Source organism: Diaphorobacter sp. ED-3 (genome assembly GCF_027625375.1).
In the GTDB taxonomy this organism is placed as follows: domain Bacteria; phylum Pseudomonadota; class Gammaproteobacteria; order Burkholderiales; family Burkholderiaceae_C; genus Diaphorobacter; species Diaphorobacter nitroreducens.
This window is the reverse complement of record NZ_CP115182.1, coordinates 2,199,880-2,225,301: the sequence shown is the minus strand read 5'-3', so window position 1 is coordinate 2,225,301 and position 25,422 is coordinate 2,199,880. Positions and strand designations below refer to the sequence as shown.

Below are 25,422 nucleotides of genomic sequence, written 5' to 3'. Positions count from 1 at the left end.
GCACCGGCACTGCACGCATACATAACCAGCACTGAGAGGGAACCAGCATGAGCACGATGGAGCGGATTCTGCGCCTGATGGCCGACAAGAAGGCATCCGATGTCTACCTGTCGGCCAACGCACCGGCGCTGATCAAGATCAACGGCGAATGCGTGCCGATCAACAGCCAGATCCTGCCGCCCGACGCGCCCAAGAACCTGCTGTCCGAGATCGTCCCCCCCGACCGCATCGAAGAGCTGGAAGAGACCGGTGAGCTCAACATGGGTGTGCCGCTCACCGGCGTGGGGCGCTTTCGCGTCAGCGCGATGCGCCAGCGCGGCACCTATGCGGTGGTGATCCGCTTCATCACGCAGAACATCCCGCAGTTGTCCACGCTGCACCTGCCGCCGGTGCTCAGCGAGCTGATCATGGAAAAGCGCGGCCTGATCCTGCTCGTGGGCGCCACGGGCTCGGGCAAGAGCACGACGCTGGCGGCGATGCTGGACGCGCGCAACGAGTCCATGACCGGCCACATCCTCACGGTGGAGGACCCGGTCGAATACCAGTTCAAGAACAAGAAGTCCATCGTCAACCAGCGGGAGATCGGCAGCGACACCCAGTCGCTGCAGACCGCGCTCAAGAACGCGCTACGACAGGCGCCCGACGTGATCCTGATCGGCGAAATCCGCGACCGCGAGACCATGTCCGCCGCCATCGCCTACGCCCAGTCGGGCCACCTGTGTCTGGCCACGCTGCACGGCAACAACAGCTACCACGCCCTCAACCGCATCCTGTCGTTCTACCCCGTGGAGGTGCGCCCCACGATGCTGGGCGACCTGGCGTCCGCCCTCAAGGCCATCATCTCGCAGCGCCTGGTACGCACCACGACCGGCGACCGCGTACCCGCGGCGGAGGTCATGCTCAACACCAAGCTGGTGGCCGAGCTGGTGGAAAAGGGCGACTTCTCGGGGATCCGCGAGGCCATGGAAAAATCCATGGCCGAAGGCTCGCAGACCTTCGAGGAAGCGCTGGCCCACCTGATCCTGGAGGGCAAGATCGACCGCAAGGAAGGCCTGGCCTACGCCGATTCCCCCACCAACCTCATGTGGCGCCTGCAAAACGACTTCTCGGCTGCCGCGAAGTCGGCGCGCGCCGTCAACGATGCCGGCCAACAGTCCGAGGACGATGCCCCCTCGTTCACCGAGATCGTGCTGGACGTCAAGCCCGCCTGAGCCCGTTTCGCGGCCGCTGCACGGCAGTGCGCCGCCTGTACCCATGTCCCCCACCCTGCTACTGACCGAACAGCTCATCGCCCGCCCCTCCGTCACGCCCGACGACGCGGGCTGCCTGGACCTGCTGGCCCGGCGCCTCGCTCCCTTGGGCTTTGCCTGCGAGCGACTGGACAGCGGGCCCGAGAACTTCCGCGTCAGCAATTTGTGGTCAAAACGCACTGCAGCGCTCTCTGGACAAGCGCAAACAGCTACCAAAACAATAGTATTCGCCGGCCACACCGACGTGGTGCCCACGGGCCCCGTGGAGCAGTGGAGCAGCCCGCCGTTCACCCCCACACACCGGGACGGCCGCCTGTACGGCCGCGGCGCGAGTGACATGAAGGCCTCGATCGCCGCATTCGTCGTCGCGGTCGAGGAATTCCTGGCCGCTACGCCCGACCCGCGCCTGGACATCGCGCTGCTGCTGACCAGCGACGAGGAAGGCCCCTCGGTGGACGGCACCAAGGTGGTCATTGAGCAGTTGCGCGCGCGCGGGGAGCGGCTGGACTGGTGCATCGTGGGCGAGCCTACCTCGGTCGAGCAGACCGGCGACATGATCAAGAACGGCCGCCGCGGCACGCTGTCCGGGCGGCTCACCGTGCGGGGGGTGCAGGGCCACATCGCCTACCCGCAGCTGGCGCGCAACCCCATCCACCAGGCCGTGCCCGCGCTCACCGAGCTCGCCGCCACCGTGTGGGATGAGGGCAACGCCTTCTTTCCGCCGACCAGCTGGCAGATGAGCAACATCCATGGCGGCACCGGCGCGACCAACGTGATCCCCGGCCAGGTGGTGATCGACTTCAACTTCCGCTTCAGCACCGAATCGACCGCCGAAGGGCTGCAGCAGCGCGTGCATGCGGTACTGGACCGCCACGGACTGGAATACGACCTGACCTGGACGCTGGGCGGCCAGCCCTTCCTGACCACGCCGGGCGAACTGGTGCAGGCGGTGCAGCAAGCCATCCGCGCGGAGACCGGCCTGGAAACCGAGCTGTCCACCACCGGCGGCACCAGCGACGGGCGCTTCATTGCACAGATTTGCCCCCAGGTGATCGAGCTGGGCCCGCCCAACGCCAGCATCCACAAGATCGACGAGAACGTGCGCTTGGTCGACATCGAGCCGCTCAAGAACATCTACCGCCGCACGCTCGAGCACCTCAACGCACTGGCGGGCGCATGACCGCGAAAGTGCACGGTGACACCGTCGGTGCGCTGGTCGCCAGCGGCGCCGCGCGCCTCACACAGGCCGGCGTGGCCTTCGGCCACGGCACCGCCAACGCACAGGACGAGGCCGCCTGGCTGGTGCTGTGGCGCCTGGGGCTGCCGCTGGACAGCGTGCTCGACGAGGGTGCTGAAGGTTCAGTGGTAAATCGGCCTGTAACGCCCGCCCATCAAGCGCTGGTAGCTACGCTTTTTGAAGAACGCATCGCCACGCGCAAACCGGCTGCCTACCTCACGCGCGAGGCCTGGTTGCAGGGCGTGCCGTTCTACGTGGATGAGCGCGCCATCGTGCCGCGCAGCTTCATTGCCGAACTGCTGGCCGACGGCAGCATCGACGACTGGCTCAGCGACCAGACGCGCCACGTGCTCGACCTGTGCACCGGCAACGGCAGCCTGGCCGTGCTGGCCGCCATGGCGTATCCCGACGTGCAGGTGACGGGCGCCGACCTCTCGCCCGACGCGTTGGCCGTAGCCCGCATCAACGTGGACCGGCACGGGCTGCAGGAGCGCATCACGCTGGTCGAGTCCGACGGCCTGGCCGCCCTGCCCGGCCCCTGGGACCTGATCCTGTGCAACCCGCCCTACGTCAACGCCGCCAGCATGGCCCAGCTGCCGCCCGAATACCGGGCCGAGCCCGAGCTGGCCCTGTCCGGCAATATGCGCGGCGGCAGCGACGGCATGGACTTCATTCGCCAGCTGTTGGCCGACGCCCCGGCGCGCATGAGCGAAGACGCCGTGCTGGTGCTGGAGATCGGCAACGAACGCGAACACTTCGAGGCCGCCTTTCCCGACCTGCCCGTGTTCTGGCTGGAGACCAGCGCCGGCAGCGACCAGGTGCTGCTGCTCACGCGCCAGGCCCTGCTCCCACTCGCTTCCGCAAAGTGACGGCGCCGGCCCGTCCGGCCCCCGCCCCGTCCATTGGTTTTGACCCATGATCACCCTGAAGAACGTCACGCTGCGCCGCAGCGCCAAGGTATTGCTCGACGGCGTCTCCGTCACCATCAACCCCGGGGAGCATGTCGGCCTGGTCGGGCGTAACGGCGCTGGCAAGTCCACGCTGTTTGCGCTGCTCAATGGTTCGCTGCACGAAGACGGCGGTGACTTCTTCCTGCCCGCGGCCTGGCGCATGGCCCAGGTGGCGCAGAACATGCCAGAGACGGACGAGTCTGCCACCGCCTTCGTACTGGAGGGCGACACCCGTTTGTCGGAGCTGCGCCAGGCGCTGCACACGGCCGAGCAGGCGGGTGATGGCATGGCCATCGCCCAGGCGCATTCCGACCTGGCAGACGCCGGTGCGCACGACGCCACCGCGCGCGCGCAGGCGCTCATCCTGGGTCTGGGCTTTCAGGTGGCGGAACTGGAGCGCCCGGTCAACAGCTTCTCCGGCGGCTGGCGCATGCGCCTGCAACTGGCGCGCGCGCTGATGTGCCCCAGCGACCTGCTGCTGCTGGACGAGCCCACCAACCACTTGGACCTGGACGCGCTGGTATGGCTGGAAGCGTGGCTACAGCGCTACAATGGTACCTTGGTCGTCATCAGCCACGACCGCGAATTCCTCGACGCCGTGACCCAGGTCACGCTGCACATCGATAACGCGCGCCTGACCCGCTACGGCGGCAACTACAGCAAGTTCGAGGAGCTGCGCGCCCAGCAGCTGGAACTGCAGCAGTCGGCCTACGAGCGCCAGCAGGACAAGATCGCGCACCTGCAGAAATTCATCGATCGGTTCAAGGCCAAGGCCACCAAGGCCAAACAGGCACAAAGCCGCGTGAAGGCGCTGGAGCGCATGGAGAAGATCGCCCCCGTGCTGGCCTCGGCCGACTTCACCTTCGAGTTCAAGGAGCCGGCCAACCTGCCCAACCCGATGCTGGCCATCACCGACGCGTCCTTCGGTTATCGCGCCGAGGATGGCAGCGAGACCACCATCCTGCGCCACGTGAACCGCTCGGTGCTGGCCGGCCAGCGCATCGGCATTTTGGGCGCCAACGGCCAGGGCAAGTCCACGCTGGTCAAGACCATCGCCCGCACCATGGCGCCGCTCTCCGGCACCCTGACCGAGGGCAAGGGCCTGTCGATCGGCTACTTCGCGCAGCAGGAGCTGGACGTGCTGCGCCCCGGCGATAACCCGCTGGAGCACATGGTGCGCCTGGCGCGCGAACTGGGTGCCCAGGCCCAGGAACCCAGCCGCGAGCAGGACCTGCGCAACTTCCTGGGCAGCTTCAACTTCAGCGGCGACATGGTGCACCAGGCCGTGGGCACCATGAGCGGCGGGGAGAAGGCTCGCCTGGTGCTGGCCATGATCGTCTGGCAGCGTCCCAACCTGCTGCTGCTGGACGAGCCCACCAACCACCTGGACCTGGCCACGCGTGAGGCGTTGTCCATGGCGCTCAACGAGTTCGAGGGCACGGTGATGCTGGTCAGCCACGACCGGGCGCTGCTGCGCGCCGTGTGCGATGAGTTCTGGCTGGTGGGCCGGGGTGCCGTGGCGCCTTTCGACGGCGATGTGGACGATTACCAGCGCTACCTGCTTGAGGAGTCCAAACGCCTGCGCGAACTGGCCCGCGCAGCCGAGCAGGTGGTCGTTGCCGAGGCCGCGTCCCCAACCGCCACTGCCGCCCCTCCCCTGCGCGACGCCCGCGAACAGCGCCGCCAGGAAGCCCAGGCCCGCCAGCAACTGGCCGAGAAAACCCGCCCCCTCAAGCGAGAGCTGGAAAAAATCGACCAGCGCCTGGAAGCCCTGAACCGGGAAAAAGCGCAGTTGGAAGAACGGCTCATGCAGCCGTTGCCCCCCGCGGAGATCGCGGAATGCGGACGGAGGCTCAAGGACTGCACCGAAGAGGTGACAGCCCTTGAGGAAAAGTGGCTGGATGTTTCCTCAGCGCTGGAGGAACTGGCGCGCTGAGGGGCTACAGGTATTTTTGGTATATGTATAAAAACAGCCTCCAAGCCTTACGCATAAAGCGCAGACAGCTCCTTTTTCAGGAGTAAATTCTGGGGATATCCCGGTGTTGCATTTTTTTGCAGCGCACTGTCAACGCCCTCCCAGGGGGCCGCGTTGTGGGTACATCTAAGGAGTTTTCCCTATGACCATGACTGCAATCCTCTCTGCCTGGCCCGAAGACGAACGTGACCGCAAGCGCGCCCCGGCCCGCCTGTAAGCGTCCACTCGGCCTGTTCTGAAGGCCGTTCGTTGGAGGAATCGCCGCACTGCGCAATTCCAAGCCACTGCCAGGGCCCGCCGGGAGCTACCGGCCCCGATTCACACCGCCCACTTCAGGGTGGAGACAAAAAAGGAACGTGCTGCCACGTTCCTTTTGCATTTCAGGGCAGCCTTTTCCAGCTGCCGCTAGGTCAGCCCATGTGCAGGCCGCCGTTGACCGAGAAATCCGCCCCGGTGGCATAGCCGCCCTCTTCGGAGGCCAGCCACGAAATGATGGACGCGATCTCGCTGGGTTCGCCCAAGCGCTTCACGGGCACAGTGGCGACGATCTTTTCCAGCACATCTGGGCGGATCGCCTTGACCATGTCGGTGCCGATATAGCCGGGGCTCACGGTATTCACCGTCACGCCCTTGGTGGCCAGCTCCTGCGCCAGCGCCATCGAAAAACCGTGCATGCCCGCCTTCGCCGCCGAGTAGTTGGTCTGGCCGGCCTGGCCTTTCTCGCCGTTCACGCTGCTGATGTTGATGATGCGGCCCCAGCCCTTGTCCACCATGTCTGCAACGACCTGCTTGGTCACGTTGAACATGCTGTTGAGGTTGGTTTCGATGACAGCGTCCCAGTCCTCGCGCGACATCTTGAGGAACATGCGGTCGCGTGTGATGCCGGCGTTGTTCACCAACACATCCACACTGCCATGCTCGGCCTTGGCCTGGGTGAAGGCCTCCACCGTGGACTCCCAGTTGCCCACGTTCCCGACCGACGCGTAAAACGTATAGCCCAGCGCCTTTTGCTCGCCCAGCCACTTGTTGTAGTCGCGCGTGGGGCCGCACCCGGCGATGACCTTGAACCCGTCCCGGTGCAGACGCTGACAGATGGCCGTGCCGATGCCCCCCATACCCCCGGTGACGTACGCAACTTTCTGGCTCATGTGTGCTCCTTGGATGTGTCAAAAGTGAATCAGATCAGTGACCACTCTACCCAAGAATTACGACAATACCGAGGAGGAAAACACTGCGCCCCGGCATTATTGTTGCGGCGCAAAAAACCGGGCATCATCGCGTTTTTGCACTCCGTAGCCAGCCGTTGCCGCCTGCGCCGACAAAAAAGGCCGTACGGGCTTCCCCGTGCGGCCTTTTTGCATGCAGGGCACCCGTCCCAAAGGGTGCCGCGCCTTCAACGCTCCAGCGCCATGGACACGCCCATGCCTCCACCAATGCACAGCGCGGCCAGGCCCTTCCTGGCATCGCGGCGCTGCATTTCGTGCAGCAGGGTCACCAACACGCGGCAGCCCGAGGCACCGATGGGGTGACCGATGGCGATGGCGCCGCCATTCACGTTGACCTTGGCGGGATCGATGCCGAGTTCTTTGTTCACCGCGCACGCTTGGGCAGCGAAGGCCTCGTTGAGTTCGAACAGGTCCACATCGCCCACGCTCCAGCCCGCGCGCTGCAATGTCTTGCGGGATGCCGGCACCGGGCCCATGCCCATGGTGGCGGGGTCCAGTCCGCTGGTGCCGTAGGCCGCAATGCGGGCCAGCGGTTGCAGGCCCAGGGCCGCAGCCTTGGTGGCACTCATCACCACCACGGCGGCCGCACCGTCATTGATGCCCGAGGCATTGCCCGCCGTGACCGAGCCGGCCTTGTCGAAAGCGGGGCGCAGGCCACCCAAAGCTTCGGCACTGGTTTTGCGGTTGAGATATTCGTCTGCCGCGAATATGACGGGGTCGCCCTTCTTCTGCGCAAGTGTCACCGGCACGATCTCGTCCGTGAAGCGCCCTGCGTCCTGGGCGGCTGCGGCCTTTTGCTGGCTGGCCAGCGCCAGCGCATCCTGCATCTCGCGCGTGATGCCGTGCTGCCTGGCCACGTTCTCGGCCGTGATGCCCATGTGGTACTGGTTGTACACGTCCCACAGGCCGTCGACGATCATGGTGTCGACCAGCTTCCAGTCGCCCATGCGCTGGCCTTCGCGCGAGCCATTGAGCACGTGCGGTGCCAGGCTCATGTTCTCCTGGCCGCCGGCCACGACGATCTCGCTGTCGCCCGTCGCCACGGCCTGGGCGGCCAGCATCACGGCCTTGAGACCCGAGCCGCACACGGCGTTGATGGTGAGCGCGGGCGTCTCCTGGGCCAGCCCCGCCTTCATCATGGCCTGGCGGGCCGGGTTCTGGCCGCAGCCGGCCGCAAGCACCTGGCCCATGATGACCTCGCCCACCTGATCGGGAGCGACGCGGGCGCGTGCCAGCGCCTCACGGATGACGATGGCGCCCAGATCGGTCGCGGGGGTCTTGGCCAGTGCGCCGCCAAACTTGCCCACGGGCGTGCGCACGGCGGAAACGATGACGATGTCTTCCATGGTGAGTCCTTTCGGGAGTGGCACCTGCCGGCTGCACGGCCGCAGGCCAGTAGCCATTGTCTGTCGGCCCGGTGTCAGGACTATTGCGTAGTCACCCCGCAGCGCGCCGCAACGCCGCAACGCCGCCCCGGGAGCGTGCGGCGCCAGACTCAGGCCTTTTGCTGCACGTAGCGCCCTGGCGCGGGTTCGATGGCCTTGAACTTCGGCGCCTTTCCATAGGCCTTGGGTGCGGCGATCTGCCGACCGGCGTGGCCGTGCAGCCATGCGCACCAGTCGTCCCACCAACTGCCGGGCAATTCGGTGGCCCCAGCCAGCCATGCATCCAGCGTGGCGGGCAGTTGCCCATCCTCGCGCAGCCAGTGGCTGCGCTTTTTCTTGGCGGGCGGGTTGATGACCCCAGCGATATGGCCCGACGCGCCCATCACGAAACGCTTGTCCCCCGGCAATACTTGCGTGGAAGCGTAGGCCGCGCCGATCGGCACGATGTGATCCTCGCGCGAGCCGTAGATGTACACAGGCAGTTGGACCTGGGTCAGGTCGAGTGGCTCGCCGCACACGGTGAGCCGCCCCGGCCGGATAAGGTTGTTCTCCAGGTAGAAGTTGCGCAGGTACCAGGCGTAGTACGGCCCAGGCAGGTTGGTGCTGTCGCTGTTCCAGTACAGCAGGTCGAAGGGCGGCGGCGTCTCGCCCTTGAGATAGTTGCCCACCACGTAGTTCCACACCAGGTCGTTCGGGCGCAGAAAGCTGAAGGTGGATGCCAGGTCCTGGCCCTTCATGAGCCCGCCCTGCCCCATCTGCAGTTCGCGCATGCGCACGAAGCCTTCGTCGATGAACACATCGAGGATGCCGGTGTCGGCAAAATCGATCAGCGTGGTCAGGAAAGTGCAACTGGCCACGGGCTCCTCGCCACGCGCCGCCAGCACCGCGAGCGCCGTGGCCAGCATGGTGCCGCCCACGCAAAAGCCCAGGGCGTTGATCTGCTTGGCGCCAGCGATCTGCTGCACGGTGGCGATGGCCGTGAGCACGGCCTCGTCGATGTAGTCGTCCCAGGTCTTGTGCGCCAGCGACGCATCGGGGTTGCGCCAGCTCACCACGAAGGTGCGGTGGCCCTGGGCCACGGCATGGCGGATCAGCGAGTTGTCGGGCTGCAGGTCCAGGATGTAGTACTTGTTGATGCACGGAGGCACCATGAGCAGGGGCCGCTCGTACACCTTGGGGGTGAGCGGCTTGTATTCCAGCAGCTGGAACAGCTCGTTCTCGAACACCACGGCACCCTCGGTGGTGGCCACGTTGCGACCCACTTCGAAGCGGCTCTCGTCGGTCATCGAGATATGCCCCTGGCCCAAGTCGTGCAGCAGGTTGGCCACGCCCTTGGCGATGCTCTCGCCGTGCGTTTCCAGGGCCTTTTGCTGCGCATCCGCGTTGAACACCAGGAAGTTGCTGGGCGCCATGGCGGCCAGCCATTGCTCCACGCTGAAGCGGATGCGTGCGCGGGTCTTGTCGTCGGCCTGCACCGCGTCGACCAGTCCCATGAGCGCGTGCGCCTGCAACTGGTAGGCCGCGACCGAGAACGCCGACAACGGGTTGTGCGCCCAATTCTCGCCCGCGAACCGGCGGTCGTTGCTGAGGGGTGCATCGTCGTGATGCAGCGCGTGGCTCCACAGCGCCTGCACCTCTTGCAGGTACCGCTGCTGCACCGCAGCCAGCTTGTCGGGCGCGAAGCTCACCGGGCCGGCAGGTGGCATGGACAGCGCGGCGCCCATTTCCTTGGGCTGCAGGACCTGCAGCATCTGACTCCAGCCCTCGCCCACCATCTGCTGAAACTGCCGGGCGCTGTCGGCCCAGCTGGCGTCGAAATTCGTGCTCATGCAGCCTCCATCGCGGCCCAGGCGCGGGCCCCATGTGTCATTGTTGCCCAGCAGGCGGTGCCGCAGAAAACTGCAGCGCATTCGCAGGGCTTTGGGTTTCCGCCGCCGTGGCAAGCCGGCCACAATCGCCGCTTTGCCCTTTCGGAATCGATCATGTACCTGGTGGTTATCGCATGGCTGTATGTCACCGTGTTGATGGCCTTGGCCGAGGCCACGTCCGCCAACGGCACGGCGCTGGGCGCCAGCGTCACCTTCGTGCTGTACGGGCTGCTGCCCATGTCCATCGTGCTCTACATCCTGGGCACGCCCGGGCGAAAGCGCGCGCTGCGCGCCCGGCAGCAGGCCGAGGTGGAAGCCGCCTCAGGCGGCCAGCCAGATGCAGGCGGCCATGCGCCCGCTGCTGCCAAGCCGGGAGGTGTCCCGCCGGTGCGAAAAGAACCGTAACGGATTGGCCACCGTGCACCAGGCGCTGGTGCTGTCGTTGCCGTACAGCGCCGTAACACCGCAGGCGCGCAGGCGGTGGCGTGCCAGCCCGGCCAGGTCCGCCAGCCACTTGCCATCGCTGGCATGCGGGCGAAAGTACGCGGCCGCCCGCGGATCCTGCACACAGAAGGCCTCGCGCACCTCCGCGCCCACCTCGAAGGCCTCGGGGCCGATGCAGGGCCCCAGCCAGGCCATTACGTCATCCGCATCCGCCGTCGCTCCGTTTTCAATAGCTGCTTGCGCTTGACCTGCCTGCGCTGCGGGCCTGAAACACTCCAAAGTCGATTCCAACACTCCTGCGGCCAGACCGCGCCAGCCCGCATGCGCCGCGGCCACGCGCGTACCCGCGCGGTTGGTGAACAGTACCGGCAGGCAATCCGCCGCCATCACGATGCAGGCCACGCCTGCGGCCTGCGTGGTGCAGCCATCGGCGTCCAGCCCATCGGGCGTGTGCGCGTCCAGCGGTTGCACCGCCGTGCCATGCACCTGGCGCAGGTATGACGCCCGTACCGCGGAGCCGCCAGCGCCCAGCGCATCCTGCAGCGCAGCCCAGTTGGCCTGCACGGCGGCGGGGTCGTCGCCCACGAAGCGGCCCAGGTTGAAGCTGTCCCAGGGCGGCGCGCTCACGCCGCCGTTGCGCGTGGTGCACAGCGCACGTACCCGGGCGGGCACGGGCCAGTCCGGAACCAGCCAGTCGTGCGGAACTGCGGAGGGAGCGGTCTGTGCCACGGGCTTCAGGCCTCGTGGTCCGGGCAGGCAGACGGCTGCGCGCGCTGGAAGGCCGGCAGCGCCATGCATGCGTCGAACGCGGCCATCGTGCGCGGCAGGCCGTCCATGTCCACATGGAAGCGCCGGCCGTTGAAAATCTGCGGCACCAGGCAGCAGTCGGCCAGCGTGGGCGCATCGCCCCAGCACAGGCGCGAGGCCGCCAGCCCGGCGGCCTGGCGTTCACCGTCCAGCAGCCCCAGCTGCCGCTCGAACGCCTCCAGGCCCTTGCGCACCCAGTGGCGGTACCAGGCGTCCTTGGCGGCGTCTTCCACCTGCAGCTGGTGCTTGAGGTACTTGAGCACGCGCAGGTTGTTCAGGGGGTGGATCTCGCAGGCCACCATCTGCGCCAGCGCCCGCACGCGCGCGCGTGCCAGCGCGTCGCCCGGCAGCAGCGCAGGCTCGCGGTGGGTCTCGTCCAGATATTCGATGATCGCCATCGACTGCGTGAGCAGGTGGCCGTCATCGGTCTGCAACGCCGGCACCAGCGTGTCACCCACGCGGTCGGCATAGCCGGGCGCCAAATGCTCTGCCTTGACCAGGTGGACCGGCAGGTAGTCATAGGGCAGGCCCTTGACTTCCAGCGCGATGCGCACGCGAAACGATGCCGAGGAGCGGAAGTAGTTGTAGAGCTTCATGCGGCCGCAGCATAAGCCAAGCCGGCGCCGGGCGTAATGCGGGCCCCCGCCCATGCGCGGCGCCGCGCCGTGGCACACTGCTTCATCCCTTCACACCGCCGCTACCACCGAGAGAACCATGAGCTATGTGATCCCTCCCGCACCGCAGGCCAGCGTGCCCGTCGTGGGCTCAACCCAGCGCTTTCCCGTGCACCGCATCTACTGCGTGGGCCGCAACTATGCCGAGCATGCCAAGGAAATGGGCTTCACCGGCCGCGAGCCGCCGTTCTTCTTCATGAAGCCCGCCGACGCCGTGCTGCCCGTGAACCCGGGCGAGACCGGCCAGATGCCCTACCCCACGCTGACCAAGGACTTGCACCACGAGATCGAGCTGGTGGTGGCCATCGGCAAGGGCGGCAAGCACATCGCCGCGGCCGACGCGCTGTCGCACATCTGGGGTTACGCCGTGGGCCTGGACATGACGCGTCGCGACCTGCAGGGCGAGATGAAGAAGCAGGGCCGCCCCTGGTGCATCGGCAAGGGCTTCGAGGCCAGCGCGCCCATCGGCCCGATCACGCCCGCGGCGCAGGCGGGCGACGTGCAGCAGGCAGCCATCTGGCTGCAGGTCAACGGCACGGACCGCCAGCGCAGCAGCGTGGGCCAGCTGATCTGGAACATCGCCGAGACCATCGAACATCTGTCCGCCGCGTGGGAGCTGCAGCCCGGCGACCTGATCTTCACCGGCACCCCCGAGGGGGTGGGCGCGGTGGTGCGCGGCGACGTGCTGGAAGGCGGCATCGACGGCCTGGGCACGCTGCGCGTGGCCGTGGCCTGATTCACTATCATAAAAATAGCTGCTAGCGCTTTCTCCATAAGCGCTGCAGCCGTTTTTTATTCATACAACGATGAATTTCCGCCGCCCCATCAAGCATTGCCGCGCCTGCGGAACGGCCGTGGCCTACCGCGTGCCCGACGACGGTGACACGCGCGAGCGCGCCGTCTGCCCCAGTTGCAACGTAATCCACTACGAAAACCCGCTGATGGTGGTGGGAACGGTGCCGGTACTGGGCGACCACGTGCTGCTGTGCAAGCGCAACATCGAGCCGCGCCGCGGCAAGTGGACCTTGCCGGCCGGCTTCATGGAACTGGACGAGACCACCGTCGAGGGCGCCGCGCGCGAGACCGACGAGGAAGCGGGCGCGCAAATCCAGATGGGCCCGCTGTTTTCGCTGCTGAACGTGCCGCAGGCGGGTCAGGTGCACCTTTTTTACCTGGCCACGCTGCTCAGCGACCGCTTCGACCCCGGCCACGAGACCATCGAGGCACGCCTGTTCACCGAGGACGAGATCCCCTGGGACGAGATCGCGTTTCGCACCGTCAAGCACACGCTGGAGCAATTCTTTGCCGACCGTCGCGCGGGGCACTTCGGCATGCACTGCATCGACATCACCTGAGCAACCGGCCAGCCCCTGCGCTGCGCCAACCGAGACCCGCAAGGCACAGCGCCGTAAACGCACCGCCGGCCCAGAACGTGGCTGCCGGCCCCACGGCATCCCAGAGCAACCCAGCCACCGCGCTGGCCACCAGCATGGCCAAACCACTGGCCAGGTGGAACACGCCATAGGCCGTGCCGCGCAGGTCGGCCGGAGTTGCATCCGCCACCATGGCCGACAGCAGGCCCTGCGTCATGCCCATGTGAATGCCCCATACGGCCACGCCGGCAATCACCAGGGTCCAGTGCTGGGCCGTTGCGAGCAGCACGTCCGACAGGATCAGCACCACCAGGCCCCAGGCCAGCAGCCGCGTGTGGCTCACGCGGTCCGACAGCTTGCCAAATGGATAGGCCGCCGCCGCATACACCAGGTTCATGGCCACCATCACCAGGGGCACGAGTGCCATGGGTATGCCGATGTTCTGGGCGCGCAGCACCAGGAAGGCTTCGCTGAAACGTGCCAGCGTGAACACCGCACCCACGGCCACCACCCACCAATAGGCGGGCCCCAGGTGGCGGATGTTCTCGCGCCGGATGGGGTTGGTGCGGCGCACGCCCCCTTGGGACGCAGGCTCGCGCACGCCCCAGGCCAGCACGGCCACCGACAGCACGCCCGGCACCACCGCCACCCAGAACACGGCGCGAAAGTCGTTGGCCCACAGCAGCATTAGGCCCACGGCCAGCAGCGGCCCGACGAAGGCGCCCACCGTGTCCAGTGACTGGCGCAGGCCGAACGCGGCACCGCGAATCTCCGGCGGGGTCACATCGGCCACCAGCGCATCGCGCGGTGCGCCGCGGATGCCTTTGCCCACCCGATCGATCAGGCGCGCTGTCACGATCAAGCCGGCGCCCGAAGCCAGCGCAAAGAGCGGCTTGGTGACCGCCCCCAGCCCATAGCCCAGCAACGCCAGCCCCTTGCGCCTGCCAAGATAGTCGCTGAGCGTGCCCGAGAACACCTTGACGATCAGCGCCGTGGCTTCTGCCAGACCTTCGATGAGGCCCACCGCGAAGGCCGACATGCCCAGCGCGCCCACCATGAACATCGGCAACAGGCTGTGGATCATCTCGGACGAGATGTCCATCAGCATGCTCACCAGGCCCAGCGCCCATACGGCGGCGGGGACGCGCGCTGGCGAGGGTTGGCGCGGCGTCTGCATGCCAAGGGGGCCGTGGTCAGCGGGTTTCGACGAAGAACGGCGCGTTGTCCTGCGGCCGGGGTACGACCACGCCACGCTGCACGGGATCGACCACCACGCCAGGAACGACCTGCGGCACGGTGGGGCCGGCACCGGGTGGCGCCGGGGGCGCCGCCGGAGCAGCGGCTGGCGGAACCGGCAACGGTGCATCCGGCTCGGTCACCCACACCGGCGGCTCGGCCGGCGCGGGGCGGGGCGTGACCTCCTGCAGCGGCACAAGGGGCGCATCCGTGATCTCGGGGCGCTCTTCCGGCGGCGGGGCGCTGGCGGCCGGCGCCGGCGTCTGCGGCAGTTCGGGCTGCGGCGCCGGAGCGCCCGCCGGGCCGGCCTGCTCACCCGTGGGACGACCAAACAGGTCATAGACCCAGTTGCGCAGCGTGCCTGCGGCCGAGCCGATCCAGGAGCTTTCCTCCTCATCCACGAAGCGCTCGCGCGCGTCGATGACCTTGCCGCGCAGGGCCTGGCGGAACACGTCCCCCACCATGGGCAGCGCGCTGTGCGCGCCCTGCCCCCAGTAGTCGCTGCGCAGGGTGATGCGCCCGTCGTTGAAGCCCGCCCAGGCCCCCGCGACAAGCTGCGGATGCATCAGGATGAACCAGCCGTCGGTGTTGTCCTGCGTGGTGCCGGTCTTGCCCGCCACGTCCGCCGTGATGCCGTAGCGGCTGCGGATGGCCGCGCCCGTGCCTTTGTCCACCACGCCGCGCAGCGCGTCGCGCAGCTGCTGCGCGGCGGTGACGTCCAGCGCGCGCTCGGGCGATGCAGGTTTGAATTCCTCCAGCAGCTTGCCGTGCTTGTCCTCGATGCGCGTGATGACCCGGGGTGCCAGGTAACGCCCGCCGTTGGCGATGGTGCCGTAGGCGGCGACCATCTCCTTGAGCGTGACCGAGCTCGTGCCCAGCGCCAGCGCGGGCACGGCCTCCAGTTCGGACTCGCGCACGCCCATGGCGCGGGCCAGTTGCACCACGCGCGCCGGCCCCACCTTCTGCATGAGCTGTGCGGTGATGGTGTTCTTGGAGTACGCCAGCCCGTCGCGCAGCGTCATGGGCTCCTCGCTGGGCGGCGTGCGGCCGTCCGTGGGGCGCCAGACCCGCTTGCCACCCAGGGGGATCTCCACCGCGGTGTCCAGCAGCGTGTCGGTCGGCTGCAGTCCCATCGCAAAGGCCGCGCCGTACACGAAGGGCTTGAAGGTGGAGCCCGGCTGTCGGCGTGCGGCCTGCACGTGGTCGAACGGATCGGTCGCGTAATCGCGGCTGCCCACCCAGGCCAGCACCGCACCGCTGCGCGGGTCCATGGCCATGAAGCCGGCCTGCACGCGGGTCTTGGACTGGCGCAGCGTGCGCAGGAAGCTACCGTCGTCCAGCAGCTCGCGCAGCGCCTCCTCGGGTGCGGCCCCCCCGGCCACCGCCTTTTCGTACTGGGGCGACTCGCGCACCAGCTGTTGCACCAGCGCGCTCTTGGGGCCCCAGGCGCTGCGCGGCGCCCACGCACCGTCAGCCACGCCCTGCAGCGCCCGGCCCTGCTGCTGCACGGCCCGGTTGGCCATCTCCTGCAGCCGCCCGTCGATGGTGGTGCGGATCACCAACCCATCGGAATACAGGCTGTAGCCGTTGCGGTCGGCCCAGTCGATGAGCTGGCGGCGCAGCTGCTGCGCCAGGTGCGGTGCAAGTCCCGCCACCTCGGCCTGCCGCTCGAAGCGGATGCGCAGCGGGCGCTTGATCAGCCGCTCGTATTCCGCCTGCGAGAGCTTGCCCCGCTTGGCCATTTGCGCCAGCACGGTGTTGCGCCGGGCCTGCGCGCGCTCGGGGTTGAGCACCGGGTTGTAGTAGGCCGTGCCCTTGAGCATGCCGATCAGCGTGGCGCTCTCCAGCACGTTGAGCTTGTCGGCCGACTTGTCGAAGTACGTGCGCGCCGCCATCTCGATGCCGTAGGCGTTGTAGAGGAAGGGCACCGTGTTCAGGTAGGTCTCCAGGATCTCGTCCTTGGAGTACAGCCACTCGATCTTCAGCGCGGTGATCGCCTCCTTGATCTTGCGCGTGAGCGTGGGCGCGCGGCCGATGTCCTCGGGGTAGAGATTGCGCGCAAGCTGCTGGGTGATGGTGGAGCCGCCCTGCTTGTCACCGCCCACGGTGCGCACGACGGCCGACAGCGTGCGCCGCCAGTCCAGGCCGAAGTGGTCGTAGAAACGGTGGTCCTCGGTGGCGATGAGCGCATCGACCACGGGCTTGGCGATGGTCTCCAGCGGCACCCATTCGCGGTTCACCCACCGGTACTCGGCGAGCAGCCGCCCGTCGGCAGACACCAGCTGCGCAGGCTGGTCGCTCTTGGCCTTGCGGATGTCGCTGATCCCCGGCGTGAACGGGATCAGCACCAGCACATACAGCACGCCGGCCAGCGCCAGCGCCGCCAGCAGCCACACCAGGCCATGCGCGGACAGCCAGCGCTCGGGCCGGTGCAACAGTTGCGCCAGCGCGGGCCGCAGGCGGGCCCAGCGGGCTCGCAGGGTCGTGGAAAGATCCATGTAATTTATGGGCAAAAATGGCCTGTAGCGCTTTATCAGCAAGCGCTAGCAGCTATGAATTCAGAAGCAATGCGTAGACAGGGGTGCCCGGCCATGCGCGGCAGGCAGAACACGCGCCGCCGCGCCGGTCGCCGCACCAGCCGCGGCGCCTGGCGACGGGCCGGGCCTGCTTTATACCGCCAATCCCGCGCAAGGCTGGGCCGCTGTACGGATGCCACTGACCGCCCGGTGGCCCGCGCCACCACCTCAGCCCATGAACTGGCGCAACTGCGGCAGGCTGGCATGGGCGGCGCGCCGGCCCTCGGCAATGGCTTCGCTGGCACGGTGAAAGTCCAGCAGGCCCAAATGCGCCAGGCGCGGGGCGATCACCACCTCGGGCGGGTCACCCGCCATGCGGCTGCGGGTGATGCGCATCTGCATGATGTTCACGCTGGTCATGATCACGTCCAGCGCCGATGGCTTGGGGGGAGGCGCCTCGCCGCTGGCGGGCGCCCAGAACTTCAGGCGGCGCATCCAGTCGGCGCTGACCAGCGGTTCGGGCACCGGCTCCGGCCCAGGGACCGGCGCCGCATCCGTGGGCACGGAGGCATCCGGCTCGCGCACCACCGCCAGCGGATGCATGTGGCGGTGCAGGATGTCGGAATTCAGGTCCACGGCGATGACGATGTCCGCACCCATGGCACGGGCCAGCGATGCGGGCACGGGGTTGACGAGTCCGCCATCCACCAGCAGCCGCCCGTCGGTGTGGTTCACGGGGGTGAACAGGCCCGGTAGCGCGATGGAAGCGCGCACCGCGTCGGCGATGGAGCCGTGGCGCAGCCAGACTTCGGCACCCGAGTGCAGGTCGGTCGCCACCGCGCCGAAGGGCAGCGGCGACGCGTCGATGTCGAAATCGGCGAAGTTGCGGCGCCAGAAGGCGATGAGCTTTTCGCCCTTGAGCATGCCGCCCGACAGATTGAAGTCCATGAAGCCGAACACATCGCGCAGGCCCAGGCCCTGCACCCAGTCGGCAAAGCGCTCCAGTTCGCCCCCCGCGTAGGCCGCGCCCACCAGCGCGCCGATGGAGGAGCCGCAGATCACGTCCAGCCGCACGCCCTCCTCCCGCAGCGCCTGCAGCACGCCGATGTGCGCCCAGCCGCGCGCCGAGCCGCTGCCCAGCGCAAGGCCCAGCCGTGGGGCGCGGCGGGTCAGTGCCATCTAGGCCCCACCTGCGTTGGGCGGTGTGCCCCGCAGCAACGCATGCAACCCGTCCTCGTCCAGCACGGGGATGCCCAGTTCCTGCGCCTTGGCGAGCTTGCTGCCCGCGTCGGCGCCGGCCACCACGTAGTGCGTCTTCTTGCTGACCGAGCCCGCCACCTTGGCACCGGCGGACTCCAGCAGGTCCTTGGCCGCGTCGCGGCCCAGGGTGGGCAGCGTGCCGGTCAGCACCACGGTCATGCCCGCCAGGGGCAGCGTGGCGGCGGCAGCGGGCTCGCTCTCGTCCCAGGTGACGCCGCAGGCGCGCAGCTGCTCCACCACCTCGCGGTTGTGCGGTTGCGCGAAGAAGGTGTGGATGGCCTCGGCCACCACGGGCCCCACGTCGTTCACCTGCAGCAACTGCTCCACGCCCGCATCCATGATGGCGTCGAGCCGGCCGAAGTGGCGTGCCAGGTCCTTGGCCGTGGCCTCGCCCACATGGCGGATGCCCAGGCCGAAGAGAAAGCGCGCCAGCGTGGTGCGCTTGGATTTGTCGAGCGCATCCAGCACGTTCTGCGCGGACTTCTCGGCCATGCGGTCGAGCTGCGTAAGGCTGGACAGCCCGAGCCGGTACAGGTCGGGCAGCGTGCGGATCACGTGGCCATCCACGAGCTGGTCCACCAGCTTCTCGCCCAGGCCCTCGATGTCCATGGCGCGGCGCTGTGCGAAGTGCAGCACCGCCTGTTTGCGCTGCGCGGGGCAGAACAGCCCGCCGGAGCAGCGGTGGTTGACCTCGCCCGGCTCGCGCACCACGGCGCTGCCGCAGATGGGGCACTGGCGCGGCATGCGGAAGTTAGGCACGTAGGGTTGGCGCGGCCCCGCCAGCGGCTGCGCGGGTGCGGTGCCGTCCGCGCTGCTGGCGGCGTCCACCAGCGCGTCGGAGCCCGCCAGCACTGCCAGGCCTGCGCCCGCCGGCACCACGCCCACCACCTCGGGAATCACGTCGCCCGCGCGGCGCACGATCACCTGGTCGCCCACGCGCACTTTCTTGCGGCGCAGCTCGAACAGGTTGTGCAGCGTGGCATTGGTCACCGTGACGCCGCCCACGAACACCGGCGCGAGTCGCGCCACGGGCGTCAGCTTGCCCGTGCGGCCCACCTGCACGTCGATGCCCTCCACGCGCGTGACCATCTCCTGGGCCGGGTACTTGTGGGCCACGGCCCAGCGCGGCTCGCGCGTCACAAAGCCCAGCTGGCGCTGCAGTGCCAGGCTGTTGACCTTGTAGACCACGCCGTCGATGTCGTAGGGCAGCGCGTCCCGTTCGGCCCCCACACGCTGATGGAACGCTATGAGTTCAGAAGCGCCTTGCGCAATCTGCACCTGGGCTGCAACCGGAAAGCCCCATTCCTTGAGCTGCTGCAGCATGCCGAAGTGCGTGCCGAAGTCGGGCCCGCCCTCAGCGGCCGGCGTGACCTCGCCCAGGCCGTAGGCGAAGAAGGACAGCGGCCGCTGCGCGGTGATGCCTGAGTCCAACTGGCGCACCGCGCCGGCGGCGGCGTTGCGCGGGTTGACGAAGGTTTTGTCGCCCTTCTCGCGCTGGCGCTCGTTGAGTGCGTCGAAGTCCGCGCGGCGCATGTAGACCTCCCCGCGCACCTCCAGCACCGGCGGCACGCCGGCGGGCAGGCTCAGGGGGATCTGGCGGATGGTGCGCACGTTGTGCGTCACGTCCTCGCCCACCTCGCCGTCACCGCGCGTGGCGGCCTGCACCAGGCGCCCGCCCTCGTAACGCAGGCTCATCGCCAGGCCGTCGAACTTGGGTTCGGCCACGTATTCCACCGGCGGCGCATCGGGCGGCAGCTTCAGTTCACGGCGCACGCGCGCGTCGAAGGCTTGGGCGCCGCTGGCCTCGGTGTCGGTTTCGGTGCGGATGCTGAGCATGGGCACGCGGTGGCGCACCGGTGTCAGCCCGTCCAGCACCGCGCCCAGCACGCGCTGCGTGGGCGAGTCGGGCGTCACCAGGTCGGGGTAAGCGCCCTCCAGCGCCTGCAGCTGCTGGAACGCGCGGTCATACTCGGCATCGGGCACGCTCGGCGTGTCCTGGACGTAGTACTCGTGCGCCCAGCGGTTCAACTGCTCGCGAAGCGCTTTGATTTTTGTAGCTACCAGCGCAGACCCCTTGGGCGCGGGAGCGGGAAAAAGGCTGGATTGTTCAGTCATGCCGGAAAGGGTCAGGCCCGGTCCCATTGGGCGAGGTGCAGCAGCACGCCCGACGGGTCCCAGACGTAGGTCACGCACGCGCCGTACGGTTCCTGCTTCGGCGCGGACACGCGGGCCCCAGGAAAGCGGCCCGTGCCGATGAGCTGCGAAACGTCTGCAAAACACTGGGCCGCGTCTTGCACGGAAATGTGCAGCATGCAGTTGTCCGCCCATTCCTTCACGTAGTAGCGCTGCAGATAGAACCGCGCCCCGCCCAGGTGGAACAGGGCCAAGTCTTCGTCCGACCATTCCAGGGTGCAGCCCAGGGCCGCGTAGAACGCCTTGGACAGCGCGAAGTCCTGGGCCGGGAGGAAACACCGGACATCATGGGCGCGCAGGTCGATCATGCCGGTTCCTAGCTGAACAGGCGCCGCGCCAGTGCGGAGCCGGCCGAGAGTTCGCGGCTGTCCAGCTTGTCGTACAGCTGCTCAAGATCGGCGGCGATGGGCTCCATGGTCATGGCAGGCAGCGGCGTGCCGTTCTGGTCGCACAGCACGCCGTCCATGGCCTCACCGAGCGCGGCCGCCACCTCGCGCAGGCGCGCAAAGGGCTGCTGCGAGCGGTGGACCTGGGCCACGTCCAGGCTCAGCACGATGTCGCGCACGGCGGACTGCTCGGGGTCGTCGGACATGGCGGCCTGCGCGTCGTAGGTCAGCGTGAGCACGGGCGGCAGGCCCGGACCCTGCGCCGGCAGCACCAGCCGGCCCGGAATGGCGCCGGCGACGAGACCCAGGCGTGCGGCGTTCTGCTGCACGTAGCCGGGACTCCAGGCCGCGTGGCGCGCCCGCAGCACGAAGGTGAGCTGCGCATCGTGCTCGCTGGCGAACTGGTCCAGCTCGCGCGCGCGGGCCACCTCGTGCAGCATGTCGGGAAAGTCGGGCGCGGCATTGATCGCGTCGGCGAAGCCCTGGGCCTTCATGACGAATTCGGAGAACTCGATCTCGTTGAGCGCACCCAGGCGGTTGGCCAGTTGCACGCCCGCCTGGAACTGCAGGTAGCGCTGGCCGGGCTGGGGGGTTTCCCACTGCTGCGCGGCGTCGTTGAAGCCCTCCACCGCGAACGGCTTGCTGCCCGCGCGGCGCGTGGGCGGCAGCGCGGCCAGGGCCGCATCGCCCGAAACCTGCTGCTCGGCCACGATGGGCGCGATGGCGTCGATCAGCGGATCCAGCCCGCCGCGGCGCTCGGCCGTGGGCACGGGCAGGTCCAGCGCATCACGCAGATCCACGGCATGACCGTCAAAGCCAGGCTCGGCCTCGCCTTCGGCGCCGCTCCCGGCAAGCCCCGCGCCGGTGAGCACCGCGCCGGTAAGCACCGCGCCATCAAAGGCGGGCTCATGGCGCGCCGCCGGCTCCTGCGCGGGATCGGCCTCGGCCGGCCGCGGGCGCTTGGGCGCGTTGCGGTGGGTTGTCCAGGCGTTGTAGGCGACGACGACGATCAGCACGAGCGCGCCGGCGATGATGAGACCAAGTTGGAAGTTGCTCATGGTGAATACGGGGTCAGGCCTCGGCCATGGACAGCGCGGACTCCATGTCCACGGCCACGATGCGCGACACGCCCTGCTCCTGCATGGTGACACCGATCAGTTGCTCGGCCATCTCCATGGCGATCTTGTTGTGGCTGATGAAGAGGAACTGCGTTCCCTTGGACATGCTGGACACCAGCTTGGCATACCGCTCGGTGTTGGCATCATCCAGCGGTGCGTCCACTTCGTCCAGCAGGCAGAACGGAGCGGGGTTGAGCTGGAAGATGGCGAACACCAGCGCGATCGCGGTGAGTGCTTTCTCGCCGCCCGACAGCAGGTGGATGGTCTGGTTCTTCTTGCCCGGCGGCTGGGCCATGACCTGCACGCCGGAGTCGAGGATCTCGTCACCCGTCATGATGAGCTTGGCCTGGCCGCCGCCGAACAGTTCGGGGAACATGCGGCCGAAGTGCCCGTTGACGGTCTCAAAGGTGCCCGACAGCAGGGTGCGCGTCTCGCCGTCGATCTTGCGGATGGCGTCCTCCAGCGTGGTCATGGCCAGCGTCAGGTCTTCGGTCTGCGCGTCCAGGAAGCCCTTGCGCTCGCGCGCGAGCTGCAGCTCCTCCAGCGCGGCCAGGTTCACCGCGCCCAGCGCCGTGATCTCGCGGTGCAGGCGGTCGATCTCGCCCTGCAACCCCGCCATGCGCACGCCACCGTCCTGGATGGAGCGCTCCACCGCCGCCAGGTCGGCCTGCGCGTCCGCCAGCAGCGTGCTGTACTGCTCCAGGCCCAGGCGCGCCGCCTGCTCCTTGAGCTGGAACTCCGTGATGCGTGCGCGCAGGGGCTCCAGCGTGCGCTCGTTCTGCATGCGCAGTTCGTCGCTGGCGCGCAGCCGCGCCGTCAGGTCGTCGTACTGGCTGCGCTGGGCGGCCAGGTCTTTTTCGCGCTCGATCTTCAGGTCCAGCGCCTGTTGCAGGCCGCCCTGGGCGGCGGCATCGGACAGGCGCGAAAGCTCGTCCTGCGCGCGCTGGCGCTCATCGTGCAACGCGCGTGCCTGGGTGGCCGCGGTGTCGATGGTGCGCGCCAGCTCGGCACGCCGGGCCTGCAGGCTGCGCTGGGAGAACTGGGCCTCCTGCGCCTGGCGCTCCAGCGCGCGCTGCTGTTCACGGCATTCGGCCAGGCGGCGCTCGGCCTCGATCACACGGTCGCCCAGCTGCGCATGGCGCTCCTGGCTGTCGGCCAGTTGCATGTCCAGTTCTTCAAAACGCGCCTCCGCGGTGACGCGGCGCTCCTGCAGGTCGCCCAACTGCGCCTCGACCTCGGACAGGTCGGCGCCAATCTGCTCGCTACGCGCCCGGGTCTGCTCGGCCAGTTGGGACAGGCGCAGGGTCTCGACCTGCAGCTCGTGCGCGCGGCCTTGGGCCTCGCTGGCCTCGCGGCGCGCGGCCACCAGGCGCTGCGCCGCGTCGGCGTACAGGCTCTCGGCACGCACCAGCGCCGTGCGCGCCTCCTCGGCAATCAATGCCTGGGCACGCAGCTCCTTCTCCAGGTGTTCGATCTCCTGCGCCCGGGCCAGCAGGCCGGACTGCTCGGAGTCCTGCGCATAAAAACTCACGCTGTGCGCGCCCACGGCATGGCCGGCTGCCACATAGATGGCCTCGCCCGGCTGCAACTGCGCACGGCGGTTCAGCGCATCGTCCAGCGTCTGCGCGGTGTAGCAGCCCTGCAGCCAGTCCACGAGCACGGCGTGCAGCCCGGCGTCGTGCACGCGCAGCAGATCCGACAAGCGCGATGAACCAGCGGGGGTTTCGGGCGCGGGCGCAGACGGCGCGCTGTAGAAAGCCAGCCGCGCCGGAGGCGCGTCCTGCCCGCCCGCGCCCAGGAAGCCGCGCACCATGTCCAGCCGGCCCACGGGCAGCGCGGCCAGGCGCTCGCGCAGCGCGGCCTCCAGCGCGTTCTCCCAGCCGGGTTCGATGTGGATGCGGCTCCACAGTCCCTGCAGCCCTTCCAACCCGTGCTTGGCCAGCCAGGGCTGGAGCTTGCCGTCCACCTTGACCTTCTCCTGCAAGGCCTTGAGCGCTTCCAGCCGCGCGGACAGGTCGGCCTGCCGGGCCGTTTCCTGGTTCACGACCTGCTGGCGCGCACGGCGGTCCTCGTCGAGCTGGGGCACGCTGTCCTGCAGCTCGGCCAGGCGCGCCTCGGCCATCTCGGCGCCTTCCTCGGCCTGCTGCAACTGCTGGCGCAGGTTGGCCAGGCGCGCCTCGTCGGGCGCAGCCAGGGCATTGCGGTCGGTGCGCAGGCGCTCCAGGCGCGCCTCCAACTGGCGGCTTTGCTCGTCCAGGCTGCGCTGCTCGGCCGCCAGCACCTGGATCTGCTGCTGCACCTGCGCCACGGCGGCGCGCTGCTCGTCGCTGCGCTGCTGGCTCTGGCGCAGGGCGTCTTCCAGCTCGGGCAGGCGTGTCGCCTGCTCCTCGACCTGTGCGGCCAGGATCTCGGCCTGCTCCTCGGCATTCATGCCGGCGCCTTCGATGCCTTCGACTTCGGCTTCAGCCTCTTCCTTGCGCGCGGACCACTGGGCGATCTGCTCTGCCAGTTGCACCAGGCGCTGCTCCACGCGCTGGCGGCCCTCGACCACGTAGCGGATCTCGGCTTCCAGCTTGCCGACCTCGGCCGTGGCCTCATAGAGGCGCCCCTGTGCCTGGTTGACCTTGTCGCCCGCCTCGTAGTGCGCCTGGCGGATGGTCTCCAGGTCGGCCTCCACATGGCGCAGGTCGGCCATGCGCGACTCCAGGTCGTTCACGGCGGCCAGGCCCTCGGTGCGCACGCGGGCCTGTTCGCTTTCCGCCTCGGCGCGCTTCAGGAACCACAGCTGGTGCTGCTTGAGGGTCACGTCCTGCTGCAGCGCGTTGTAGCGCGCGGCCACCTCGGCCTGCTTTTCCAGCTTTTCGAGGTTGGCGTTCAGCTCCCGCAAGATGTCTTCCACGCGCGTGAGGTTCTCCCGCGTGTCGGACAGGCGATTCTCGGTTTCGCGCCGGCGCTCCTTGTACTTGGACACGCCCGCAGCTTCTTCAAGGAACAGGCGCAGTTCCTCAGGGCGACTTTCGATGATGCGGCTGATCGTGCCCTGGCCGATGATGGCGTAGGCGCGCGGGCCCAGGCCCGTGCCCAGGAACACGTCCTGCACGTCGCGGCGACGCACCGGCTGGTTGTTGATGAAGTAGCTGCTGGTGCCGTCGCGCGTGAGTACGCGCTTGACGGCAATCTCGGTGAACTGGTTCCACTGCCCGCCGGCGCGGTGGTCGCTGTTGTCGAACGTCAGCTCCACGCTGGAACGGCTGGCCGGCTTGCGGCTGGTGGTGCCGTTGAAGATCACGTCCTGCATGCTCTCGCCGCGCAGCTCGCTGGCCTTGCTCTCGCCCAGCACCCAGCGCACGGCGTCCATGATGTTGGACTTGCCGCAACCGTTGGGGCCCACCACGCCCACGAGTTGCCCCGGCAGCATGAAGTTGGTGGGCTCGGCAAACGACTTGAAGCCGGCGAGTTTGATCGAGTTAAGACGCACGGGTCAGGCGTTGGACAGGGCGGTTCGCAGGTGCAGGAAAGACCGG

General features: G+C 68.3%; 19 protein-coding genes. 7 read left to right on the top strand and 12 right to left on the bottom strand.

Annotation, left to right across the window (positions count from 1 at the left end; translation table 11 throughout):
• Positions 1 to 47: 47 nt before the first annotated feature.
• From PCQ86_RS10885 to PCQ86_RS10870, 4 genes are read left to right on the top strand one after another with little or no spacing between them, the layout of a single operon-like run.
• Positions 48 to 1,211 carry a PilT/PilU family type 4a pilus ATPase gene (locus PCQ86_RS10885; RefSeq protein WP_088886622.1) on the top strand — a complete coding sequence of 388 codons (1,164 nt, stop codon included), beginning with the start codon at positions 48 to 50 and terminating at the stop codon, positions 1,209 to 1,211.
• 43 nt (positions 1,212 to 1,254) lie between these two features.
• Complete coding sequence (gene dapE, locus PCQ86_RS10880; RefSeq protein WP_270173709.1) at positions 1,255 to 2,430, top strand: succinyl-diaminopimelate desuccinylase; 1,176 nt, start codon at positions 1,255 to 1,257, stop codon at positions 2,428 to 2,430.
• Positions 2,427 to 3,356, top strand: a complete 930-nt coding sequence (prmB, locus tag PCQ86_RS10875; RefSeq protein ID WP_270173708.1) for a 50S ribosomal protein L3 N(5)-glutamine methyltransferase — start codon at positions 2,427 to 2,429, stop codon at positions 3,354 to 3,356. The genes dapE and prmB overlap by 4 nt, the downstream gene beginning before the upstream one ends.
• Positions 3,357 to 3,402: 46 nt before the next feature.
• Positions 3,403 to 5,373: an ABC-F family ATP-binding cassette domain-containing protein gene (locus PCQ86_RS10870; protein ID WP_270173707.1), complete on the top strand. Its 1,971-nt coding sequence runs from the start codon at positions 3,403 to 3,405 to the stop codon at positions 5,371 to 5,373.
• A gap of 449 nt (positions 5,374 to 5,822) precedes the next feature.
• Here the strand turns inward: PCQ86_RS10870 and phbB are convergent, their stop codons facing one another.
• From phbB to PCQ86_RS10855, 3 genes are all read right to left on the bottom strand, one after another.
• Positions 5,823 to 6,560: an acetoacetyl-CoA reductase gene (gene phbB, locus PCQ86_RS10865; RefSeq protein WP_015913416.1), complete on the bottom strand. Its 738-nt coding sequence runs from the start codon at positions 6,558 to 6,560 to the stop codon at positions 5,823 to 5,825.
• A 245-nt stretch (positions 6,561 to 6,805) separates the two neighbouring features.
• Complete coding sequence (locus PCQ86_RS10860; RefSeq protein WP_270173706.1) at positions 6,806 to 7,984, bottom strand: acetyl-CoA C-acetyltransferase; 1,179 nt, start codon at positions 7,982 to 7,984, stop codon at positions 6,806 to 6,808.
• Between the two features lie 149 nt (positions 7,985 to 8,133).
• The gene (locus tag PCQ86_RS10855) at positions 8,134 to 9,852 is read right to left on the bottom strand and encodes a PHA/PHB synthase family protein (RefSeq protein WP_270173705.1); all 1,719 of its coding nucleotides are present in this window, start codon (positions 9,850 to 9,852) and stop codon (positions 8,134 to 8,136) included.
• A 153-nt stretch (positions 9,853 to 10,005) separates the two neighbouring features.
• Here PCQ86_RS10855 and PCQ86_RS10850 point away from each other — a divergent pair, with 153 nt between their 5' ends.
• Positions 10,006 to 10,296 carry a hypothetical protein gene (locus PCQ86_RS10850; RefSeq protein ID WP_011805318.1) on the top strand — a complete coding sequence of 97 codons (291 nt, stop codon included), beginning with the start codon at positions 10,006 to 10,008 and terminating at the stop codon, positions 10,294 to 10,296.
• On the opposite strand, the gene pgeF is transcribed toward PCQ86_RS10850, so the two are convergent.
• Both pgeF and maiA read right to left on the bottom strand, forming a co-directional pair.
• On the bottom strand, positions 10,213 to 11,064 hold the full coding sequence (gene pgeF, locus PCQ86_RS10845; protein ID WP_270173704.1) for a peptidoglycan editing factor PgeF: 852 nt from the start codon (positions 11,062 to 11,064) through the stop codon (positions 10,213 to 10,215). The two genes, PCQ86_RS10850 and pgeF, sit on opposite strands and share 84 nt — an antisense overlap.
• 5 nt (positions 11,065 to 11,069) lie before the next feature.
• A complete protein-coding gene (gene maiA, locus PCQ86_RS10840; RefSeq protein ID WP_270173703.1) occupies positions 11,070 to 11,738 on the bottom strand; it encodes a maleylacetoacetate isomerase in 669 nt (222 codons plus the stop codon).
• Positions 11,739 to 11,856: 118 nt separating this feature from the next.
• Between maiA and PCQ86_RS10835 the strand changes: the two genes are divergently transcribed.
• Together PCQ86_RS10835 and PCQ86_RS10830 are read left to right on the top strand one after the other, a co-directional pair.
• On the top strand, positions 11,857 to 12,552 hold the full coding sequence (locus PCQ86_RS10835; protein WP_015913224.1) for a fumarylacetoacetate hydrolase family protein: 696 nt from the start codon (positions 11,857 to 11,859) through the stop codon (positions 12,550 to 12,552).
• Between the two features lie 70 nt (positions 12,553 to 12,622).
• Complete coding sequence (locus PCQ86_RS10830; protein ID WP_011805322.1) at positions 12,623 to 13,171, top strand: NUDIX hydrolase; 549 nt, start codon at positions 12,623 to 12,625, stop codon at positions 13,169 to 13,171.
• Here the strand turns inward: PCQ86_RS10830 and PCQ86_RS10825 are convergent.
• The 7 genes from PCQ86_RS10825 to smc form a co-directional block, all read right to left on the bottom strand.
• Positions 13,164 to 14,366 carry an MFS transporter gene (locus tag PCQ86_RS10825; RefSeq protein WP_270173702.1) on the bottom strand — a complete coding sequence of 401 codons (1,203 nt, stop codon included), beginning with the start codon at positions 14,364 to 14,366 and terminating at the stop codon, positions 13,164 to 13,166. The two genes, PCQ86_RS10830 and PCQ86_RS10825, sit on opposite strands and share 8 nt — an antisense overlap.
• A 16-nt stretch (positions 14,367 to 14,382) precedes the next feature.
• Complete coding sequence (locus tag PCQ86_RS10820) at positions 14,383 to 16,923, bottom strand: penicillin-binding protein 1A (protein WP_270173701.1); 2,541 nt, start codon at positions 16,921 to 16,923, stop codon at positions 14,383 to 14,385.
• A 246-nt stretch (positions 16,924 to 17,169) separates the two neighbouring features.
• Positions 17,170 to 18,120, bottom strand: coding sequence for a patatin-like phospholipase family protein (locus PCQ86_RS10815; protein WP_270173700.1), 951 nt, complete (start codon positions 18,118 to 18,120; stop codon positions 17,170 to 17,172).
• Positions 18,121 to 20,316, bottom strand: coding sequence for an NAD-dependent DNA ligase LigA (gene ligA / locus PCQ86_RS10810; protein WP_270173699.1), 2,196 nt, complete (start codon positions 20,314 to 20,316; stop codon positions 18,121 to 18,123).
• 11 nt (positions 20,317 to 20,327) lie between these two features.
• A complete protein-coding gene (locus PCQ86_RS10805; RefSeq protein WP_088886865.1) occupies positions 20,328 to 20,702 on the bottom strand; it encodes a hypothetical protein in 375 nt (124 codons plus the stop codon).
• Between the two features lie 8 nt (positions 20,703 to 20,710).
• The gene (locus PCQ86_RS10800) at positions 20,711 to 21,838 is read right to left on the bottom strand and encodes a cell division protein FtsZ (RefSeq protein WP_270173698.1); all 1,128 of its coding nucleotides are present in this window, start codon (positions 21,836 to 21,838) and stop codon (positions 20,711 to 20,713) included.
• Positions 21,839 to 21,851: 13 nt separating this feature from the next.
• Positions 21,852 to 25,376, bottom strand: coding sequence for a chromosome segregation protein SMC (gene smc, locus PCQ86_RS10795; protein ID WP_270173697.1), 3,525 nt, complete (start codon positions 25,374 to 25,376; stop codon positions 21,852 to 21,854).
• Positions 25,377 to 25,422: the final 46 nt, after the last annotated feature.

Bases quoted from the DNA above. Each gene is read 5' to 3' on its own strand.
- ligA (WP_270173699.1), bottom strand. From the start codon at position 20,316: ATGACTGAACAATCCAGCCTTTTTCCCGCTCCCGCGCCCAAGGGGTCT.
- PCQ86_RS10830 (WP_011805322.1), top strand. From the start codon at position 12,623: ATGAATTTCCGCCGCCCCATCAAGCATTGCCGCGCCTGCGGAACGGCC.
- PCQ86_RS10805 (WP_088886865.1), bottom strand. From the start codon at position 20,702: ATGATCGACCTGCGCGCCCATGATGTCCGGTGTTTCCTCCCGGCCCAG.
- PCQ86_RS10850 (WP_011805318.1), top strand. From the start codon at position 10,006: ATGTACCTGGTGGTTATCGCATGGCTGTATGTCACCGTGTTGATGGCC.
- phbB (WP_015913416.1), bottom strand. From the start codon at position 6,560: ATGAGCCAGAAAGTTGCGTACGTCACCGGGGGTATGGGGGGCATCGGC.
- PCQ86_RS10860 (WP_270173706.1), bottom strand. From the start codon at position 7,984: ATGGAAGACATCGTCATCGTTTCCGCCGTGCGCACGCCCGTGGGCAAG.
- PCQ86_RS10800 (WP_270173698.1), bottom strand. From the start codon at position 21,838: ATGAGCAACTTCCAACTTGGTCTCATCATCGCCGGCGCGCTCGTGCTG.
- PCQ86_RS10870 (WP_270173707.1), top strand. From the start codon at position 3,403: ATGATCACCCTGAAGAACGTCACGCTGCGCCGCAGCGCCAAGGTATTG.
- PCQ86_RS10815 (WP_270173700.1), bottom strand. From the start codon at position 18,120: ATGGCACTGACCCGCCGCGCCCCACGGCTGGGCCTTGCGCTGGGCAGC.
- maiA (WP_270173703.1), bottom strand. From the start codon at position 11,738: ATGAAGCTCTACAACTACTTCCGCTCCTCGGCATCGTTTCGCGTGCGC.
- prmB (WP_270173708.1), top strand. From the start codon at position 2,427: ATGACCGCGAAAGTGCACGGTGACACCGTCGGTGCGCTGGTCGCCAGC.
- PCQ86_RS10885 (WP_088886622.1), top strand. From the start codon at position 48: ATGAGCACGATGGAGCGGATTCTGCGCCTGATGGCCGACAAGAAGGCA.
- PCQ86_RS10855 (WP_270173705.1), bottom strand. From the start codon at position 9,852: ATGAGCACGAATTTCGACGCCAGCTGGGCCGACAGCGCCCGGCAGTTT.
- dapE (WP_270173709.1), top strand. From the start codon at position 1,255: ATGTCCCCCACCCTGCTACTGACCGAACAGCTCATCGCCCGCCCCTCC.
- PCQ86_RS10835 (WP_015913224.1), top strand. From the start codon at position 11,857: ATGAGCTATGTGATCCCTCCCGCACCGCAGGCCAGCGTGCCCGTCGTG.
- PCQ86_RS10825 (WP_270173702.1), bottom strand. From the start codon at position 14,366: ATGCAGACGCCGCGCCAACCCTCGCCAGCGCGCGTCCCCGCCGCCGTA.
- PCQ86_RS10820 (WP_270173701.1), bottom strand. From the start codon at position 16,923: ATGGATCTTTCCACGACCCTGCGAGCCCGCTGGGCCCGCCTGCGGCCC.